Origin of the sequence: Erythrobacter sp. NE805 (assembly GCF_046452355.1) — a bacterium.
Classification (GTDB): Bacteria; Pseudomonadota; Alphaproteobacteria; order Sphingomonadales; family Sphingomonadaceae; genus Erythrobacter.
Map to the genome: position 1 here is coordinate 1 of NZ_JBKFDI010000002.1, position 18,906 is coordinate 18,906.

The window sequence follows — 18,906 nt, forward strand, 5'->3', positions numbered from 1 at the left end:
CGCCAGACCCCCATTACACCCCCCTCACACCCCCTCCAGCCCGCCATTTCCGGCGATGTTTCACGTGAAACATCACCCGATCGGGCTCACCCGAACCGCTCGATGAAGGCCTTGGCGGCGAGCCTTTCGGCCTCGCCCTTGCTGCTCGCGGTCGCCTCTGCCGAGCCGACGTTGCGGACCGTCACCCGCACCGTGAAGCGCGCGGCATGGTCGGGGCCGGAGCGGTCGACGACCTCGTAGAGCGGGGCCATCCGGCGGTTTCCCGCGGCCCATTCCTGGAGCGCGCTCTTGGGGTGCTTGGCCTTGCCCTCGTCGCCCTCCAACTCCTTGGCCCACAAGCGATAAATCAGCGCCTGCGCGGTGTCGAAGCCATGCTCGATGAAGCACGCGCCGATCAGCGCCTCCATCACGTCGCCGAGGATCTTGTCGCTGTCCGCCCCGCCGTCGTCGCGCGCCTGCTTGCCGAGGCGGATGTGCTGCGGCAGGCCGATGGTGCGCGCGATCCGGGCGCAGGCGGCCCCGCTGACGAGGGCGTTAAGCCTCTGGGAAAGCTTGCCTTCCGGCCCGTCGCCGGCGCGGAACAGCCAGGCCGCCACCGACAGGCCGAGCACCCGGTCGCCGAGGAATTCGAGCCGCTGGTAGTCCGCGACCTCGGCCCCCGAGCCGTTGAAGCTGCCGTGGGTGAGCGCCTCGAGCCAGGTCGCCTCACTGCGCACGGCAAAGCCCTGCGCCTCGAGCCAGGCGCGGGTCTCGGCGGCGAGGCCGGCGCTCACAGCAGGTCCCCGATCCGCTCCCAGCGGGCGGCCGCGAACCACGAGAGCGGGTTGGTCCAGGTGGCGCTCCCGTCGGTCGACCACACGATCAGCGCCGCGCGGCCGACGAGGAGGTCCTCGGCGACCATCCCGACCCCCTGTCCGGCCTCGGCGGGGAAGCGGCTGTCGAGCGAGCTGTCGCGGTTGTCGCCCATCACGAACAGGCGGCCCGGGGGCACCACCACCTCGGCGAAACTGTCCGCCGGCGTGGTGCCGAAATCGAGCACATCGTAGGAGCGGCCCTCCGGCAGTGTCTCGCGGTAGCGCGGATAGGCGCAGGCCTCGCCGCCCTCGCCGGTGCGCGCCATGTCGCCGCCCCAGGCGCAGCCGGTGTTGGGCGAGAGCGGCACCAGCGCGTCGTCGATCCGCGTCCGGGGCACCCGCGCGCCGTTGAGCACGACCTGCCCGCCGATCACCGCCACCCGGTCGCCCGGCAGGCCGATCACCCGCTTGATGTAGTCGCGCCCGTCGACCGGGTGCTGGAAGATCACGACATCGCCGCGCCGCGGGGAGGCCGGGAGCAGCCGCCCCTCGGGCAGTGGCAGGTCGAAGGGCAGCGAGCGGCGCGAGATGCCGTAGGGCCACTTCGCGGCGATGAGGTAGTCGCCGTTCATCAGCCCCGGCAGCATCGATTCCGAGGGGATCGTGAAGGGCGCGAAGACGAGCGTGCGGAAGGCCAGCACCGCGATCAGCAGCTTGACCAGGAACCACCCGAAGCCGCCCCACGAGGCGTCCGGCGCCTCGCCCGCGCGGGCGCCAGCTGCGGCGGGCGGCGCGGCTCCGAGCGATTGGGTCTTAACATCCATCGCTCCTGCCCTTACTCGCAGCCGCGAACTTGCGCAAAGGGGAAGGGTGATGACGGGCAGCAGCACAGCAGGGACGAGCGGGGCGGCCTGGAAGCATCTCGAGAGCCTGCCCCATGCGACGCTCGGCGCGCTCTTCGCCGACGACAAGCGTGTAGAGGCACTCACCCGCCGCATCGTCTGGCCGGTCGAGCCCGGCGCGGATGCCGAGACGGGCATGCTGATCGACTTCTCCAAGACGCACCTCTCCGAGGACCTCCTCGACGGGTTCGAGGCGCTCGCCGAGGCAGCGGGCTTCGCCGCGGCCCGCACCGCGCTGTTCGGTGGCGGGATCGTGAATCCCACCGAGGGCCGCGCCGCCACCCACGGCGCCCTGCGCGGCAGCGGCACCGCGGCGCAGGTTGACGAGGCCGAGGCGCTGCTCGCGCGGATGGGCATGCTCGTCGAGGCGATCCACGAGGGGGCGCTGGGCGAGGTGAAGCACTGCATCGCGATCGGCATCGGCGGCTCGGCGCTCGGGCCCGCGCTGGCGATCGACGCGCTGACCCGCGACCTCGCGCTGGTCGACGTCCACGTTGTCTCGAACATCGACGGCCTCGCGCTCGAAGCGGCGTTCCGCGCCTGCGATCCGGCCGCGACGTTGATCGCGGTCGCCTCCAAGACCTTCACCACCATCGAGACCATGACCAACGCCGCGAGTGCGCTGAAGTGGCTCGCCGAGAACGGCGTCGAGGACCCGCACGGCCAGGTCGTCGCACTCACCGCCGCGCCCGCGAAGGCGGTCGAGTGGGGCGTCGACGAAACCCGCATCCTGCCCTTCCCCGAGAGCGTCGGCGGGCGCTATTCGCTGTTCTCCTCGATCGGCTTTCCGGTCGCGCTCGCCATCGGCATGGACGAGTTCCGCGCGATGCTCGCCGGGGCGAAGGCGGTTGACGATCACTTCCGGCACACCGAGGGCCGGGCGAACGCCGCGCTGCTCGCCGCCTTCGCCGACCAGTATTACACGCGCCTCAGGGGCTGCCAGACCCGCGCGGTTTTCGCCTATGACGAGCGGCTCAAGCTGCTGCCCGACTACCTCCAGCAGCTCGAGATGGAATCGAACGGCAAGAGCGTCACCGCCGATGGCCGGCCGGCGGAGGGGCCGACCGCGCCGATCACCTGGGGCGGGGTGGGCACCGACGCGCAGCACGCGGTGTTCCAGCTGCTCCACCAGGGCACGCACCTGATCCCGGTCGACTTCATTGCCTCGATCGCGCCCGGCGACGACCTCGATCCGGCGCACCACCGCATCCTGCTCATGAACTGCCTTGCGCAAGGCGCGGCGCTGATGGCGGGCAAGGCGTCCGACGACCCGGCGCGCGCCTATCCGGGGGACCGGCCCTCGACCACCTTCCTCGTCGAGGACTGCGACGCGGCGGCGCTCGGCGCACTTATCGCCTTCCACGAGCACCGCACCTTCGCCAATGCCGTGCTGATGGGGATCAACCCCTTCGACCAGTTCGGGGTCGAGCTCGGCAAGGCGATCGCCAAGCAGATCGAGAGCGGCGAGGGCGACTTCGACGCCTCCACCCGGGCGCTGATGGCGGCGGCGGGGCTCGGCTGAGCGCCGGGGTGATGCGGATTCGCCACAGGGGCGGAGCGGCGCGCGGGCGGAAGGGTTAACATCTTCCGTCGCCCGGCAGCTTGATTCCACGTCGCGGCAGGATTGTTACGCGGCGGTGACGGCCTGACGCAGGAATGCAACGATTTGCACGTCTCGTCGCGTTCGATTTGCACCGATGCGCCGATTGCCCGAAGAAAGGGGCAGACCGGCCCGCGAGGGTCGACCTCCCCCTCCAGCAAGGCTTCCGCGATGAAATCCGTGCTTCTTCTTCCTGTCCTCGTCGCGCTTGCAGCGATCCCGGCGCCGCTGATGGCCGACAGCGCCCCGCGCGAAGGGGATGCACCTGCCGGGGCCACGCCCGCGCGGCTGATCGCGTTCACCGGCGGCCGCGAGCTTCTCAAGGAATCCGCCCGCCTCCGGGTGTGGCGCGCCGAGGTGGCCTACCGGCTTGCGGTCGATCCCGAGGGCACCCCGACGGACTGCGAGCTCACCGAGAGGTTCCGGATGAAGCACGTCAACGACACGCTCTGCGCCGTGCTGCTGCGCACCCACAGCTTCGAGCCGGCCCACGATGCGACCGGGCAAGCCGTCGAGGGCACCTACGCGGGGCGGCTCAATTACCAGGAACTGCGCGAAAGCCGTTGATTCGCAGCGCCTAATCTGCTTGCCTCTCCCCGCGAGACGGAGTGGGGGCGAATGATGCGGATTACGGTGCACAGGATCGTCCTGCCGCTGCTCGCCGCCGCGATGGCGCACCCCGTCGCCGCGCAAGCCGATCCTGCGCCGCCAACCGAACCCCCGGTGCAGCGCCCCAGCGGGCCGCGGCTGATCGCCTTCGACGGGCTGAACGAACTCGTCGGAACCGCCTCGCGACTCGGGATGCTGGCGCAGCGGCTCGACTTCACGCTCGAGGTCGCGCCCGACGGCACGGCGACCGCCTGCTCGCTTTCGCGCCAGTTCCGCAGCACGATCGTGAAGAAGCAGCTGTGCGACGTGCTGATGCGCCGCACGCGGCTCGAACCGGCGCGCGATGCCTGGGGCAATGCGGTCGCCGGGACCTATGTGGGGCGGATCAACTTCGACATGTCGATCAAGCCGGACCGATAATCCTTTGACATTTGGCACGCGAGGCCCCATCTGCGCGCCATCGAAGCGCGCATGCCATGCGTGAAGCGGCGGAAACAGACAAGCATCCGCCCCGGCCGCGCCTCGGTCTTTCCCAAGGACTTCCCTTTTCACGCGGGCGGTTTGAACCCCCGCGCCGCGCGTGCCGTCCGCTTGGGACAGGCGCGCGCGCCGCACATTTTGCGAGTTTCACATGACCACTTTCGCTGATCTCGGGCTGTCGCAGCCCGTGCTCCAGGCCCTCGACATGAAGGGCTACAACACGCCGACCCCGATCCAGGCCCAGGCGATCCCGCCGGTGCTGAAGGGCCGCGACCTGCTCGGCATCGCGCAGACCGGCACCGGCAAGACGGCGGCTTTCATGCTGCCCAGCATCGACCGCCTGCGCGAGGCGGACAAGCCGATCCCCTTCAAGTCCTGCCGGATGCTGGTGCTCGCGCCCACCCGCGAGCTTGCCGTCCAGATCGCCGACAGCGCGAAGGACTACGGCGCGCTCGCCGGGCTGAAGGTGCAGTGCATCGTCGGCGGCACGAGCGTCGGCAAGGACCGCAACAAGCTCCACCGCGGGACCGACATCCTCGTCGCCACCCCGGGGCGCCTGCTCGACCTCGTCGATCAGAAGGCCTTCAACCTCGCAGGGATCGAGATCCTCGTGCTCGACGAGGCCGACCAGATGCTCGACCTCGGCTTCATCCACGCGCTGCGCAAGATCCGCGAACTCGCCCCCAAGGAGCGCCAGACGCTGTTCTTCAGCGCCACCATGCCCAAGGCGATCAAGGAGCTGGTCGGCGGCTACTGCACCAACCCGGTGCAGGTCTCGGTGACGCCCGAGAGCACCACGGCGGAGCGGATCGACCAGTATCTCTTCATGGTCCAGCAGGACGAGAAGCTCTCGCTGCTCCAGATGATCCTGCAAGGGCGCCACCGCGTGCCGGGCGAGTTCGAGCGCATCCTGATCTTCACCCGCACCAAGCACGGCGCCGACCGGGTGGTGAAGAAGCTCGCGCATGCCGGGATTGAGGCGAACGCGATCCATGGCAACAAGTCGCAGCCCCAGCGCCAGCGCGCCTTGGACGAGTTCCGCAAGGCGCGGGTGCCGATCCTGATCGCGACGGACGTCGCGGCGCGCGGGATCGACATTCCGGGGGTGAGCCATGTCATCAACTACGAGCTGCCCAACGTGCCCGAGCAATATGTCCACCGCATCGGCCGCACCGCGCGTGCGGGGCGTGACGGGATCGCGATCGCCTTCTGTGCCGAGGACGAGCGCGCTTACCTCAAGGACATTCGCCGCACCACCGGCGCCGAGCTCGAGCGCCTGCCGCTCCCCGACAACTTCCGCGCGGTGGTGGAAGGCGAGGGGCCGGAAAAGCCCGCACCGCGCCAGCCGATGAAGCGCGTCCAGCCGCGCCCGCTCGGGCAGAGGAAGCCGCAAGGGGAACAGCGCGGCGAGCGCCGTCCGCAGCAGGGCGAACAGCGCCGTCAGGGCGAGGGCCGTGGGGGCGAACGCCGCCACGCCGAGGCACCGCGCGGCGAGCGTCGCCAGCCGGCTGCGCAGGGCAAGCCCGCGCAGGGCGGCCAGCGCCATGCCGGCGGGGGCCGCCCCTCGGGAGAGGGCCAGCAGCGCAGCCAGCCGGGCGGCCAGAACCGCGGCAACGGCGGCGGCGGCAATCGCCGCGGCCGTCGCGGCGGGGGCGGCGGCGGTCGTCCGCGCGCCGCGCAGGGCTGAGCAAGCGACGTAACCTTCCAGCAAGGCAAGGCGAACTTCCTCCCGGAGGCGCGCGCCTTGCCATTGGATTCGGGGCCCGCATGGGCCATATCGCGCCTCCACCGACAGGAGGATGACGCGCCGTGGCCGACGAATACGATTTCGACCTCTTCACCATCGGCGCAGGCTCGGGCGGGGTGCGCGCGAGCCGCGTCGCCGCTGCCCACGGCGCGCGCGTCGCCGTCGCCGAGGAATACCGCGTCGGCGGCACCTGCGTGATCCGCGGCTGCGTCCCCAAGAAGATGCTCGTCTACGGCGCGCATTTCGCCGAGGACCTCGAGGACGCGAAGAGCTTCGGCTGGACCATCGGCGCCAAGAGCTTCGACTGGGCGGCGCTGCGCGACCACGTGCAGAAGGACGTGACCCGGCTCGAGGGGCTCTACGGCCAGACGCTCGGCAACCACAAGGTCACGATCTTCGAGGAGCGCGCGCAGCTCACCGGCCCGCACGAGATCACGCTCGCCGGCGGCAAGGTGGTCACCGCCAAATACATCCTCATCGCCACCGGGGCCCGCCCGCACGTGCCCGACTTTCCGGGGAGCGAGCACGTCATCACCTCGAACGAGGCCTTCCACCTCGAAGAGCTCCCGCGCCGCATCCTGATCGCCGGCGGGGGCTACATCGCCAACGAGTTCGCCGGGATCTTCAACGAGTTCGGCTGCAAGGTGACGATCGCCAACCGCTCTGACACGATCCTGCGCGGCTACGACGCGAGCGTGCGCGACCGGCTGCTCCAGATCTCGATGGTGAAGGGCATCAGCTTCCTGTTCCACGCCGAGTTCGAGAGCGTCGAGAAACAGGCCGACGGCACGCTCATGGTCAAGCTCACCGGGCAGGAGCCGTGCGAATACGACGCGGTGATGGTCGCCACGGGCCGCGTGCCCAACACCGAGGGCCTGGGGCTCGAGGCGGCGGGCGTCGCGCTCGGCAAGAAGGGCGAGATCGTGGTCGACGCCTTCAGCCGCACCAATGTCGAGCACATCTACGCGGTCGGCGACGTCACCGACCGGGTGCAGCTCACGCCCGTTGCGATCCGCGAGGGTCAGGCCTTTGCCGAGTCTGTCTTCGGTCCCGGCGAGCCCTATGCGGTCGACCATTCCTGTGTGCCGAGCGCCGTCTTCAGCCACCCGCCGATCGCCGCGGTCGGCATGACCGAGGGCGAGGCGCGCAACACGCTCGGCAACATCAAGGTCTACCAGGCCGATTTCCGCCCGATGAAAAACGTCGTCGCCGGGCGCAACGAGCGCAGCCTCTACAAGATGATCGTCGATGCCGCGAACGACCGGATCGTCGGCATCCACATGATCGGCCCGGATTCGCCCGAGATCATGCAGGCCGCCGCCATTGCAGTGAAGGCGGGGCTGACCAAGGCCGATTTCGACGCGACCGTCGCGATCCACCCGACCATGGCCGAGGAGTTGGTGCTCTTCAAATAGGTTGCACGCCGCAACTGACCTGCTAGGCTTGCGGACGTTACGGCAAGGGGAGGAATTGCATGGCAGGCACGGTTCTGGTGACGGGGGCGACCGGCTACATCGCCGGCGAGCTGATCCGCCAGCTTCTGGCGAAGGGCTGGACGGTGCACGGCACGGTGCGCAACGTCACAAAGAGCGAGGCCGGCCTGCGGGCACGGCTCGGCAATCCTGCGGCGGACCGCTTCAGGCTGTTCGAGGCCGAGCTGACCTCCGACAAAGGCTGGGCCGAGGCGGTGGCGGGGTGCTCGCACGTCGCCCATGTCGCCTCGCCGATCCCCGCACAGGCCCCCAAGCACGAGGACGACCTGATCGTCCCGGCGCGCGAAGGCACGCTGCGGGCGCTGCGCTTCGCCCGGGACGCGGGCGTCACCCGCTTCGTCCAGACCTCCTCGACCGCCGCGGTGGTCTATGGCGTCGACCGCGGCGAATACACCTTCGACGAGAGCCGCTGGACCAACATCGACCACCCCGACGCCTATCCTTACGTCAAGTCCAAGACCATCGCCGAGCGCGCCGCGCGCGACTGGGTGGCGGCCGAGGGGGGCGACATGGAGTTCGTCTCGGTCAATCCCGGCATGGTCCTCGGCCCCGTCGACAGCGGCGACTTCTCGGCCTCGGTCGAGCTGGTGCAGCAATTGCTCTCGGGCGCGATGCCGATGGCGCCGAACCTCGGCTTCCCGATCGTCGACGTGCGCGATATCGCCGCGCTCCACGTGCTCGCGCTCGAAACCCCGGGACTAGCGGGCGAGCGCTTCCTCGGCGCGGGGCGGTTCCTGACCGCACTCGAGGTCGCGGGCGTGCTGCGCGCGCGGCTCGGCGCCAAGGCGCGCAAGGCGCCCACGCGGCCGATGCCCGACTGGCTGGTGAGCGTGCTGGCGCTGTTCAACGCCGAGGTGCGCGGGATCAAGACCGAGATCGGCAAGGTCCGCCATGTCGACGCGCGCCACGCGCAGCAGCGGCTCGGCTGGACAATGCGCCCGGTCGAGGACACCATCGCCGACTGCGGCGAGAGCCTTATCCAGCACGGAGTGGTGAAACCCTGATGGACGTGAACGGCAAGAGCGTGCTGCTGACGGGCGGCAGCGCAGGGATCGGCCGCGAGATCGCGCGGCAGTTGAAGGCCAAGGGAGCCAAGGTGACCCTCACCGGGCGCGATCCCGCACGCCTCGCGGCGATGGAGGCCGAGGGCTTCGCGGTCATCGCCGCCGACCTGTCGCACCCCGCCGGCGTCGACGCGCTGGTCGCCGCTCTCGGCGACCGCCCGATCGACGTCCTCATCAACAATGCCGGGCTCGGCGTGCCGCATGACGTGAGGAACGGCGCGCCCGACCCGGACGCGGCCGACGGGTGCCTCTATGCGAACCTCTCCGCGCCCGTTCGCCTCATCACCGCGCTGCTCCCGGCGCTGCGCGCGCGTCCGCAGGCGGCGATCATCAACGTGACGAGCGGCCTCGCGATCGCGCCCAACACCGCCTCCTCGGTCTATTGCGCGAGCAAGGCGGGCCTCAGGAGCTACACCATGGCCCTTCGCGCCCAGCTCCGCAGCGAGCCGATCCAGGTCATCGAGGCGCTGCCCCCGGTGGTCGACACCCAGATGACCGCCGACCGCAAGATGAGGAAGCTCTCCCCCCAGGAATGCGCGCGCCAGATCATCGCCGCGCTCGAGAACGGGCTCGACGAAGCCAATGTCGGCATGGTGAAGGTACTGCGCGCGGTCTATTCGCTCTCGCCCGCGCTCGCCCGCAGGATCATGCTCAGCTTCTAGGCGCCGAGCCGCGCCGGGGCGAACATCGCGAAGTCGAGCCCCGCCGCCGCGGCGTCCTCAGGGAAGGGCAGGCCGAGCGTCGCCGCCGCCGCGATGGCCGAGAGCGCGGGCGCGGTCTGGAAGCCGGCGCCGCCCTGTCCTGCGCACCACACGAACCCCGGCGCCTCGCTCGCCGGGCCGATCACCGGCAGCTCGTCCGGGGCGAAGCTCCTGAGGCCCGCCCAGCTGTGCGCGATCCGGCGCAGCTGCAAGGTCGTCGCCTGCTCGACCCGGTCGGCGGCGATGGCGATGTCGAGCTCCTCGGCGGCAGCGTCGCAGGGCTCGGACGGGGTCTGGTCCATGCTCGAGGCGAGCAGCTGGCCGCGCCCCTCGGGGAGCAGGTAGAGCCCTGCGCCGACGGTCTTGGTGAAGGGCCAGCCACGCACGTCCTCGCCCTCCGGCGCGGCGAAGGAGATCACCGTGCGGCGCCGCGGTTCGAGGCCGATAGGCCGGACGCCCGCCATGCGCGCAATCACGTCCGCCCAGGCCCCGGCCGCGTTGACGAGGATCGCGGCGGCATGAGTTTCGCCCCCCGCCGCGATCCGCCAGCCCGCGCCGTCGCGGGCGATGGCCTCGACCCGCGCCCCCGTCACCAGCCGCCCGCCCGCCGCCTTGAGCCGCGCAGCAAGGGCCTGGAGCATCGCGTTGGTGTCGAGCTTTAGCGAGCCGTGGTCGACCAGCGCCGCCGCGCAGGCCTCGGGCCGCAGCACCGGCATGAGCGCGCGCGCCTCCGCCGGGCCGACGCGCGAGAAGTCGCAGCCGAAGGCGCGGTGCACCTCCTCGAGCGCACCCAGCGCGGCGAGCTCCTCCTCGCGGGCGATGTGCAGCGCGGGGTGGACGACCGCGTGCTCGGCGAGTTCCGCCATGCTCAGCGCGGTCAGGCGGCGCACCGGGTCGTTCCCGAGCCCGTAATGCGCGAAGGCGACCGAGCGGCCCGAAGCGTGGTAGCCGACCGCGCTCTCCGCCTCGAGCACAGTCACCCGCGAATCGCCTGCCAGCCGCGCGGCGAGCGAGAGCCCCGCGATCCCGCCGCCGATCACCACCACGTCCGCCTGCCGCATCGCCGCCCTCGCATTCACCGCCACTTTTGCCACGTTGACGCCTAGGCTGCGCTAAGGCAACGCGTTGGCCCAAGAGACTGGTGCAGGAGAGGAACCCGCGTGTCCGCCAACATCGCCGAAATGGAACGTCGCCGTGAGGCTGCCCGCCTCGGGGGCGGCGAGAAGCGCATCGCCGCCCAGCACGCCAAGGGCAAGCTGACCGCGCGCGAACGCCTCGAAGTGCTGCTCGACGAGGGCAGCTTCGAGGAGGTCGATGCCTATGTCGAGCACGACTGCATCGACTTCGGCATGCAAGACCAGAAGATCCCCGGCGACGGGGTGGTGACCGGCTCGGGCACGATCAACGGCCGGCTGGTGTTCGTGTTCTCGCAGGACTTCACCGTCTTCGGCGGCTCGCTGTCCAAGCGCCACGCGGAGAAGATCTGCAAGATCATGGACATGGCGATGAAGGTCGGCGCGCCGGTGATCGGCCTGAACGATTCGGGCGGGGCGCGCATCCAGGAGGGCGTCGCCAGCCTCGGGGGCTATGCCGAGGTGTTCCAGCGCAATGTGCTCGCGAGCGGCGTCGTCCCGCAGATCAGCCTCATCATGGGGCCGTGTGCGGGCGGGGCGGTCTACTCCCCGGCGATGACCGACTTCATCTTCATGGTGAAGGATTCGAGCTACATGTTCGTCACCGGCCCCGAGGTGGTGAAGACCGTCACCAACGAGGTCGTCACGCAGGAGGAACTGGGCGGGGCGATCACCCACACCACCAAGACCTCGGTCGCCGACCTCGCCTACGAGAACGACGTCGAGGCGCTGCTGGCGACCCGCCGCTTCTTCGACTTCCTCCCGCTCTCGAACCGCGACGAGGCCCCTGTGCTCCCCACCGCGGACGCGTGGGACCGGATCGACAACAGCCTCGACACGCTGATCCCCGACAACGCCAACCAGCCCTACGACATGCACGAGGTGATCACCAAGGTGCTCGACGAGGGCGATTTCTTCGAGATCCAGCCGGCGCATGCCGGCAACATCATCTGCGGTTTCGGCCGGGTGGAAGGCCGCACCGTGGGCGTGGTGGCGAACCAGCCGATGGTGCTCGCGGGCGTGCTCGACATCAATTCCTCCAAGAAAGCCGCGCGCTTCGTGCGCTTCTGCGATGCCTTCGAAATCCCGATCATCACCTTCGTCGACGTCCCCGGCTTCCTCCCGGGCACTGCGCAGGAACTGGGCGGGATCATCAAGCACGGCGCCAAGCTGCTCTTCGCCTATGCCGAGGCGACCGTGCCCAAGATCACCGTCATCACCCGCAAGGCCTACGGCGGGGCCTATGACGTGATGGCCTCCAAGCACCTGCGCGGCGATCTCAACTACGCCTGGCCCACCGCCGAGATCGCGGTGATGGGCGCCAAGGGCGCGGTGGAGATCATCTTCCGCTCGGAGAAGGACGACCCCGCCAAGATCGCGACACGCACCAAGGAATACGAAGACCGCTTCGCCAACCCCTTCGTGGCAGCCCAGCGCGGCTATATCGACGAGGTGATCCACCCCCACTCGACCCGCCGCCGGATCGCGCTGGGGCTAAGGAAGCTGCGGACGAAGAGCCTCGAGAACCCGTGGAAGAAGCATGACAATATTCCGCTCTAGCTTCGTCCTACTTGCATTGGCGCTGCCGTCTGCCGCGCGGGCGCAGGACCCGGACCTGACCCCGCGCAGTCCGCTCGAGGCGATCGTGCTCGGCGATGCAGTGGCGGCCAAAGCCCATCTCGAAGCTCTGGCCGATCGCGCCATTGCGTCGCGCGACATGGTCGTCGCCGAACTGCTTGCAGCCGGGTTCGAACCGGACCGCGGCTATCCCGGCTGCGCGTTTTACGGCTATCATCGCCGCACCACGCAAGCCGGGGCAGCACGAAGCGCGCAAGTGGCACTTTGCGACAATGGCAAAACGATGGTGCTGGTTCTCGGCATTCTGCCGCCGGAACGGCGCGGCGGGGGAATGAGCACAGTGCGAGGGAGGGAAAAACCATGAAACTCGGCCGCTTGAACCACATCGGGGTCGCCACGCCCTCCATCGCTGACAGCATTGCCTTCTACCGCGACGTCATGGGCGCGACCAAGATCCACACCCCGTTCGACCTTGAGGAGCAGGGCGTGAAGGTCTGCTTCGTCGACACGCCGGCTGCGGACGGGGCGCTGAACGGCACCCAGATCGAGCTGATCGAGCCCTTGGGGGAGAACTCCACGCTCGCGGGCTTCATCGCCAAGAACCCCCTCGGCGGGCAGCATCACCTGTGCTTCGAGGTGCCCGACATCGCCGAGGCGCGCAGCGAGTTCGAGGCGCTCGGCAAGCGCATCCTCGGCCCCACCCGCATCGGCGCGCACGGCACCCCTATCTTTTTCGTCCATCCCAAGGACATGGGCGGCATGCTTACCGAGATCATGGAGACGCCCAAAGAGGGCACGCACTGGTCGAACTGAAATGCTTGTCATTCCCGCGAAAGCGGGAACCCAGAGCGGCACGCGGTGCCCATAACCCTGGGTCCCCGCTTTCGCGGGGATGACAGAACTGGAGAGAAGAATGTCCTACGAAACCATCCGCGTCACCCGCGAGGGCCCGCTCGTCACCATCGCCCTGAACCGCCCCGAGCGGCTCAACGCCATGCCGCCCAGGATGGCGGACGAGATCGGCATGGCCTTTTACGACCTCGGCGACGCGCGCGCGGTGCTCATCACCGGCGAGGGCAAGGGCTTCTGCTCGGGCGCAGACCTCGCCGCGCGCGACGAGGCCAGCGCGGTGACGGGGAAGGGCGGGAGCCACAAGGCGCTGAACAATCACTATAATCCCGCGATCAGCCACCTCGTGCGCGCGAGCGTCCCGGTGATCTGCGCGGTCAACGGCCCCGCGGCGGGCGTCGGCTGCTCGCTGGCTCTGGCGGCGGACTTCACCATCGCGGCGAAGAGCGCCTATTTCCTCCAGGCCTTCGTCAATATCGGCCTCGTGCCCGACGGCGGCTCGACCTGGCTGCTTGCCCGCGCGATCGGCCGTGCGCGCGCGACGCGGATGATGATGCTGGGCGAGAAGATCAGCGCCGAACAGGCGGAAGAGTGGGGCCTCATCTACAGGTGCGTCGAGGACGCCGACCTCATGACCGAGGCGCGCGCGCTCGCCGAGAAGCTCGCCAATGGCCCGACCGTCGCCTACGCGCAGATGAAGCGCAACATCGCGATCGCGCTCGACGGCTCGCTCCAGCAGGTGCTGCTCGCCGAGGCCGAAGCCCAGCGCGTCGCGGGCGCCACCGCGGATGCGATGGAGGGCGGCATGGCCTTCCTCCAGAAGCGCAAGGCCGAGTTCAAGGGGCACTAAACGCGCCCCTCTCCGTTCGTATCGAGCGGAGCACGCAGTGCGCAGTCGAGATACCCGGGCGCGGTGTCTCGACTTCGCTCGACACGAACGGATGAAGTGACGCATGACCGACAAACCGACCCTCTCCGACTGGAACGCCCTTGCCGCGAGGGAAGTGAAGGGCCGCGACCTCACCTGGCACACGCCCGAAGGTTTCGCGATCAAGCCGCTCTATACGGCCGAGGATCACGCCGGGTTCGATCCGGGCCTGCCCGGCTTCGCGCCCTTCACGCGCGGGGTGAAGGCCTCGATGTATGCCGGACGCCCCTGGACCATCCGGCAATATGCGGGCTTCTCGACCGCCGAGGAATCGAACGCCTTCTACCGGCGCAATCTGGCGATGGGCCAGAAGGGCCTGTCGGTCGCCTTCGACCTCGCCACCCATCGCGGTTATGACAGCGATCACCCGCGCGTCGTCGGCGATGTCGGCAAGGCGGGGGTGGCGATCGATACGGTCGCGGACATGGAGATCCTGTTCGACCAGATCCCGCTCGATTCCATGTCCGTCTCGATGACGATGAACGGCGCGGTGATCCCGGTGCTCGCCTTCTTCATCGTCGCCGCCGAGCGTCAGGGGGTGAGCCAAGAGAAGCTCGACGGGACCATCCAGAACGACATCCTCAAGGAGTTCATGGTCCGCAACACCTACATCTACCCGCCCGAGCCCTCGATGCGGATCATCTCGGACATCATCGCATTTACCTCGGCCAACATGCCGAAATTCAACAGCATTTCGATCAGCGGCTACCACATGCACGAGGCCGGGGCGACAGCGGTGCAGGAGCTCGCCTTCACGATCGCCGACGGCAAGGAATACGCCCAACGCGCGATGGCCGCGGGGCTCGACATCGACGCCTTCGCCGGGCGCCTCAGCTTCTTCTTCGGCATCGGCATGAACTTCTTCATGGAGATCGCCAAGCTGCGCGCCGCGCGCACGCTGTGGTGGCGGGTGATGGATGGCCTCGGCGCGAAGGATGAACGCTCCAAGATGCTGCGCACCCACTGCCAGACCTCGGGCGTGAGCTTGCAGGAGCAGGACCCCTACAACAACGTCATCCGCACCACGGTCGAGGCGATGGCGGCGGTGCTGGGCGGCACGCAGTCGCTCCACACCAATGCCCTCGATGAAGCCATCGCGCTCCCCACGGACTTCAGCGCCCGCATCGCCCGCAACACCCAGCTGGTGCTGCAGGAGGAAAGCGGGATCACCAGCGTCGTCGATCCGCTCGGCGGCTCGCATTACATCGAAGCGCTGACCTCGACCCTTGTGGACGAGGCGTGGAAGCTGATCGAGCAGGTCGACGCGGCGGGCGGCATGACCGCCTTCGTCGCCACCGGCGCGCCCAAGGCCGCGATCGAGCGCGCGGCGGCGGAAAAGCAGACCAGGGTCGACAAGGGCGAGACGGTGATCGTCGGCGTCAACAAGTACCGCAAGGAACAGGAAGACGCGCTCGAGACGCTCGAGGTCGACAACCAGAAGGTCCGCGCCGGCCAGATCGCGCGGATCGAGCGGGTGCGCGCAAACCGCGACGAGGCCGCCTGCCGCGCGGCGCTCGCGGCGCTGACGGAGGGGTGTTCCACCGGCGCGAACCTGCTGGCGCTGGCCGTGGAAGCCGCGCGCCACGATGCGACCCTCGGCGAGATTTCCTCGGCGATGGAGGAGGTCTTCGGCCGCCACGATGCCACCCCTGCGCCGGTCAAGGGCGTCTATGCCAGCGCCTATGAATTCGACCGCCGCTGGGCGCAGGTGACGGACGGCGTCGAGGCCGTCGGCCGTCGTCTGGGCCGCCGCCCCCGCATCATGATCGCCAAGATGGGCCAGGACGGCCACGACCGCGGCGCGAACGTGATCGCCTCGGCCTTCAGCGACATGGGCTTCGAGGTGATCTCCGGACCCTTGTTCCAGACCCCGCAGGAATCGGCCGCGATGGCACTCGAACACGATGTCGACGTGGTCGGCGCCTCCAGCCTTGCGGCGGGCCACAAGACCCTGATCCCCGAACTGATCCGGCTCCTGCGCGAAGCCGGGCGCGGCGACATCAAGGTCACCGCCGGCGGCGTGATCCCCCCGCAGGACTACGACTTCCTGCGCGAGGCGGGGGTGCAGGGGATTTATGGACCCGGCTCGAATGTGGTGGAATGCGCGGCGGATATTCTGGTGCTGCTCGGCCACAACATGCCGCCGCTCGGCGAGGGGCTGGACGAGGCGGCGGAGTAGGCGCTACTCCCTCGTCATTGCGAGCAAAGCGAAGCAATCCAGTTTCGAACGTTGCGCAAAGAGCGAACGGCAGTTGCTGGATTGCCGCGTCGCCTTCGGCTCCTCGCAATGACGAAGGACTGAGATCGACCTCATGACTGAAATCCGCACCGACTGGACCCGCACCGAGATCGCGGCCCTCTTCGACCTGCCCTTCACCGAGCTGCTGTTCCAGGCCGCCAGCGTCCACCGCGCGCACCATCCCGCGACGGAAGTCCAATTGTGCACCCTGCTCAGCATCAAGACCGGCGGGTGCCCGGAGGATTGCGGCTATTGCTCTCAGTCGGTCCACGCGGACTCGGGCGTCGAGGCCACCAAGCTGATGGACGTGCAGGCCGTGCTTCAGCGTGCGGCGCAGGCGAAGGATGCAGGGTCGCAGCGCTTCTGCATGGGCGCGGCGTGGCGCAATCCCAAGGACCGCGACATGCCCGCGATCGTCGAGATCGTGAAGGGTGTCTCCGCCATGGGCCTCGAGACCTGCATGACGCTGGGGATGCTCGAGCCGCATCAGGCCGAGATGCTCGCGGACGCAGGCCTCGATTATTACAACCATAATATCGACAGCTCGCCCGAATATTACGAGCGCGTCATCTCCACCCGTGACTTCCAGTGCCGGCTCGACACGCTGGATCACGTGAGGAAGGCGGGGATCAACGTCTGCTCGGGCGGGATCGTCGGCATGGGCGAGACGCGCGAGGACCGGGTGGGCTTCATCCACACGCTCGCCACCCTGCCGCAGCACCCGGAGAGCGTGCCGGTCAATTCGCTGGTGCCGGTCAAGGGCACGGTGCTCGGCAACATGCTGGCGGATACGCCGCTCGCCAAGATCGACGATATCGAGTTCGTCCGCACGGTTGCGGCCGCGCGCATCACCATGCCGCGCTCGATGGTGCGGCTCTCGGCGGGGCGCGAGTCGATGTCCGAGGCGACGCAGGCGCTGTGCTTCCTCGCCGGCGCGAATTCGATCTTCACCGGCGACAAGCTGCTGACCGCCCCCAATGCGGGCGACGACAAGGACGGCGCGCTGTTCGCCAAGCTCGGCCTCACAGCGCTCAAAGGCGAGGAACCCGCTCGGGCCTGCAAGGCGGCGGTGGCGGCGGCGTGATCACGCTCCTCGCCGCCGCGGCGCTGGCCGCCGCTCCGGCGCCGACACCCGAACCCCAGCCCCTCGTCATCGGCGAGACCGGCACGCTCGAGGTGCTCGGGCAGCGCCGCGAGGTCAGCATCGTCCTCCCGCCCGATTACGCGAAGGACCCCGAGAAGCGCTGGCCGGTCGTCTACCAGCTCGACGGCGACATCCGGCAGGACCTCATGATGGGCGTGGGGTTGCTCCGGTGGAACGCGCTGTGGGGGCGCAGCGAGGATGCGATCCTCGTCGGCATCGCCACGAAGGACCGCCAGCGCGAGCTGCTCCCCGCCACCAAAGACCCCGCCGAGGCCAAGCGCTATCCCACCGCGGGCGAGAGCGCGGCCTTCCGCGCGTGGCTCGCCGGCACCGTCAAGCCGCTGATCGAAGCGCGCTACCGCACCGACGGCAGCGCGGTCCTGATCGGCGAGAGCGCGGCGGGGCATTTCGTGGTCGAGACGTGGGAGCTCGCCCCGCAGCTGTTCACCGGCTACGCGGCGATCTCGCCCAGCCTGCAATGGGACTTCGAGGCGCTGAGCCGCCGCCCGCTCGGCACCGCGCCGCGCCCGCCGCTCTACATCAGCCTCGCCGACGAGGGCGGCGCGATGGAGAGCGGCATGGAGCGCTTCCTCGCCGTGCTGCCGCAGAGCCAGCCCTACTGTTTCTCCGACCGCCGCAAGGAGCTGCACCATGCGACCACGCTCCACGGCCTGTTCCCCGAGGCGCTGCAATACCTGATGCCGACCGAGGCAGACTGGCTGACCGATTACGGCATGGTGCTGCGCTGCGAGCGGCGGGGCGGGGCGGGGTGACGGTGTGACCCTCGGCTTTGCGGTCGACCAACTGCTCCTCAGGGCGCGCGGGGGCGGGCAGCTTCGCATGGGGCTGGTGAAGCTCGAGGAGCGCGCGTGGCTCGACCCCGCGCCCGACCGCGCCGCGCGCGCCGCCGCCTTCGCCGCGTGGCCCGAGGCGGTGCAGCTCACCCCCGAAGTCGAGGCGCCGGGGCGCGAGCTCGCGGCGATGCTGGGCGTGGAGGGCGCGCTCGCGCAAGCCGCGCGCGCCGTCCACGAGGACCTGTGCCTCCTGACCAAACGCGAGGACGAGGAGGTCTACCGCCTGATCGGCGCCGCGGTCGCGTGGCCCTCGGACTGGCGCCCGAAGGAGAAGCTCGGCCTCCCGCTGCGCGCGCTCCACGCGCCGATCCAGGGCTACGAGGAGCAGCTCGCAACCGGCGTCGACCGCTTCATGGAGACCCTGCGCCCCGGCCCCATCTATGGCCGCTGCAACTGGTTCATCGCCGCCACGCCGGACAAGCGCTGGCTCCCCGACCGACCGCCTGCCGAGGCCTTCGCCCACGTCACCCCCGCGAATGCGGGCGAGACCCTGTTCGTGCGCTCCGAACGCCAGACGCTGCGCCGCCTGCCGGAGACAGGCGCGATCCTCTTCACCATCGGCATCTATGTCGAACCGCTCGGGCGCCTCTCCCCCGCCAACATCGCCATGCTGGGGAGGGCGGTGCAGACCCTCGTCAGCGGCGAGGGCGACCGGCGGGGGGCGCCCGCCTATGCGGCGAGCCTGATTGCCTTCGCGCAAGGCCGCACGGCCTGATTCCGGCGCGAAGAGTGCCACATAGTGGCCATGGTTTGACGTTAACTCACCCCCGGCGGCGGGCGCTTCCGCCGCG

The 18,906-nt window shown here is 69.4% G+C and carries 18 protein-coding genes; 15 read left to right on the forward strand and 3 right to left on the reverse strand.

The window, feature by feature from the left end:
- Positions 1–86 precede the first annotated feature (86 nt).
- Together rnc and lepB are read right to left on the reverse strand one after the other, a co-directional pair.
- Positions 87–773, reverse strand: a complete 687-nt coding sequence (gene rnc, locus ACLBKU_RS07920) for a ribonuclease III (protein ID WP_410179020.1) — start codon at positions 771–773, stop codon at positions 87–89.
- Positions 770–1,618: a signal peptidase I gene (lepB, locus tag ACLBKU_RS07925; RefSeq protein WP_410179021.1), complete on the reverse strand. Its 849-nt coding sequence runs from the start codon at positions 1,616–1,618 to the stop codon at positions 770–772. The genes rnc and lepB overlap by 4 nt, the downstream gene beginning before the upstream one ends.
- Positions 1,619–1,667: 49 nt before the next feature.
- On the opposite strand from lepB, the gene pgi reads away from it, so the two are divergent.
- The 7 genes from pgi (at position 1,668) to ACLBKU_RS07960 (ending at position 9,351) form a co-directional block, all read left to right on the forward strand.
- The gene (gene pgi, locus ACLBKU_RS07930) at positions 1,668–3,218 is read left to right on the forward strand and encodes a glucose-6-phosphate isomerase (protein WP_410179022.1); all 1,551 of its coding nucleotides are present in this window, start codon (positions 1,668–1,670) and stop codon (positions 3,216–3,218) included.
- A gap of 249 nt (positions 3,219–3,467) precedes the next feature.
- Positions 3,468–3,863 carry a hypothetical protein gene (locus ACLBKU_RS07935; RefSeq protein ID WP_410179023.1) on the forward strand — a complete coding sequence of 132 codons (396 nt, stop codon included), beginning with the start codon at positions 3,468–3,470 and terminating at the stop codon, positions 3,861–3,863.
- 51 nt (positions 3,864–3,914) lie between these two features.
- Complete coding sequence (locus ACLBKU_RS07940; RefSeq protein WP_410179024.1) at positions 3,915–4,325, forward strand: hypothetical protein; 411 nt, start codon at positions 3,915–3,917, stop codon at positions 4,323–4,325.
- Positions 4,326–4,536: 211 nt separating this feature from the next.
- Positions 4,537–6,072 carry a DEAD/DEAH box helicase gene (locus ACLBKU_RS07945; RefSeq protein ID WP_410179025.1) on the forward strand — a complete coding sequence of 512 codons (1,536 nt, stop codon included), beginning with the start codon at positions 4,537–4,539 and terminating at the stop codon, positions 6,070–6,072.
- Positions 6,073–6,194: 122 nt separating this feature from the next.
- Positions 6,195–7,547: a glutathione-disulfide reductase gene (gorA, locus tag ACLBKU_RS07950; protein WP_410179026.1), complete on the forward strand. Its 1,353-nt coding sequence runs from the start codon at positions 6,195–6,197 to the stop codon at positions 7,545–7,547.
- A gap of 59 nt (positions 7,548–7,606) precedes the next feature.
- Complete coding sequence (locus ACLBKU_RS07955) at positions 7,607–8,629, forward strand: NAD-dependent epimerase/dehydratase family protein (protein ID WP_410179027.1); 1,023 nt, start codon at positions 7,607–7,609, stop codon at positions 8,627–8,629.
- The gene (locus ACLBKU_RS07960; protein WP_410179028.1) at positions 8,629–9,351 is read left to right on the forward strand and encodes an SDR family oxidoreductase; all 723 of its coding nucleotides are present in this window, start codon (positions 8,629–8,631) and stop codon (positions 9,349–9,351) included. The genes ACLBKU_RS07955 and ACLBKU_RS07960 overlap by 1 nt, the downstream gene beginning before the upstream one ends.
- Here the strand turns inward: ACLBKU_RS07960 and ACLBKU_RS07965 are convergent.
- Positions 9,348–10,475 carry an NAD(P)/FAD-dependent oxidoreductase gene (locus tag ACLBKU_RS07965; protein ID WP_410179029.1) on the reverse strand — a complete coding sequence of 376 codons (1,128 nt, stop codon included), beginning with the start codon at positions 10,473–10,475 and terminating at the stop codon, positions 9,348–9,350. The genes ACLBKU_RS07960 and ACLBKU_RS07965 overlap by 4 nt on opposite strands.
- Positions 10,476–10,550: 75 nt before the next feature.
- On the opposite strand from ACLBKU_RS07965, the gene ACLBKU_RS07970 reads away from it, so the two are divergent.
- The 8 genes from ACLBKU_RS07970 to ACLBKU_RS08005 all read left to right on the forward strand — a co-directional run bounded on the left by ACLBKU_RS07970 (position 10,551) and on the right by ACLBKU_RS08005 (position 18,830).
- Positions 10,551–12,083, forward strand: coding sequence for an acyl-CoA carboxylase subunit beta (locus ACLBKU_RS07970; RefSeq protein WP_410179030.1), 1,533 nt, complete (start codon positions 10,551–10,553; stop codon positions 12,081–12,083).
- Positions 12,064–12,465 carry a hypothetical protein gene (locus ACLBKU_RS07975; RefSeq protein ID WP_410179031.1) on the forward strand — a complete coding sequence of 134 codons (402 nt, stop codon included), beginning with the start codon at positions 12,064–12,066 and terminating at the stop codon, positions 12,463–12,465. Before ACLBKU_RS07970 ends, ACLBKU_RS07975 begins: the two co-directional genes overlap by 20 nt.
- Entirely contained in the window at positions 12,462–12,914 is a 453-nt protein-coding gene (gene mce, locus ACLBKU_RS07980) for a methylmalonyl-CoA epimerase (RefSeq protein ID WP_410179032.1), read from the forward strand. The genes ACLBKU_RS07975 and mce overlap by 4 nt, the downstream gene beginning before the upstream one ends.
- Positions 12,915–13,014: 100 nt before the next feature.
- Entirely contained in the window at positions 13,015–13,800 is a 786-nt protein-coding gene (locus ACLBKU_RS07985) for an enoyl-CoA hydratase-related protein (RefSeq protein ID WP_410179033.1), read from the forward strand.
- Positions 13,801–13,903: 103 nt separating this feature from the next.
- Entirely contained in the window at positions 13,904–16,057 is a 2,154-nt protein-coding gene (gene scpA, locus ACLBKU_RS07990) for a methylmalonyl-CoA mutase (RefSeq protein ID WP_410179034.1), read from the forward strand.
- Positions 16,058–16,190: 133 nt separating this feature from the next.
- Positions 16,191–17,201: a biotin synthase BioB gene (gene bioB / locus ACLBKU_RS07995; protein ID WP_410179035.1), complete on the forward strand. Its 1,011-nt coding sequence runs from the start codon at positions 16,191–16,193 to the stop codon at positions 17,199–17,201.
- Entirely contained in the window at positions 17,198–18,034 is an 837-nt protein-coding gene (locus tag ACLBKU_RS08000; protein ID WP_410179036.1) for an alpha/beta hydrolase, read from the forward strand. Before bioB ends, ACLBKU_RS08000 begins: the two co-directional genes overlap by 4 nt.
- A gap of 4 nt (positions 18,035–18,038) precedes the next feature.
- A complete protein-coding gene (locus tag ACLBKU_RS08005) occupies positions 18,039–18,830 on the forward strand; it encodes a heme-dependent oxidative N-demethylase family protein (RefSeq protein WP_410179037.1) in 792 nt (263 codons plus the stop codon).
- The last annotated feature ends 76 nt before the right edge of the window (positions 18,831–18,906 follow it).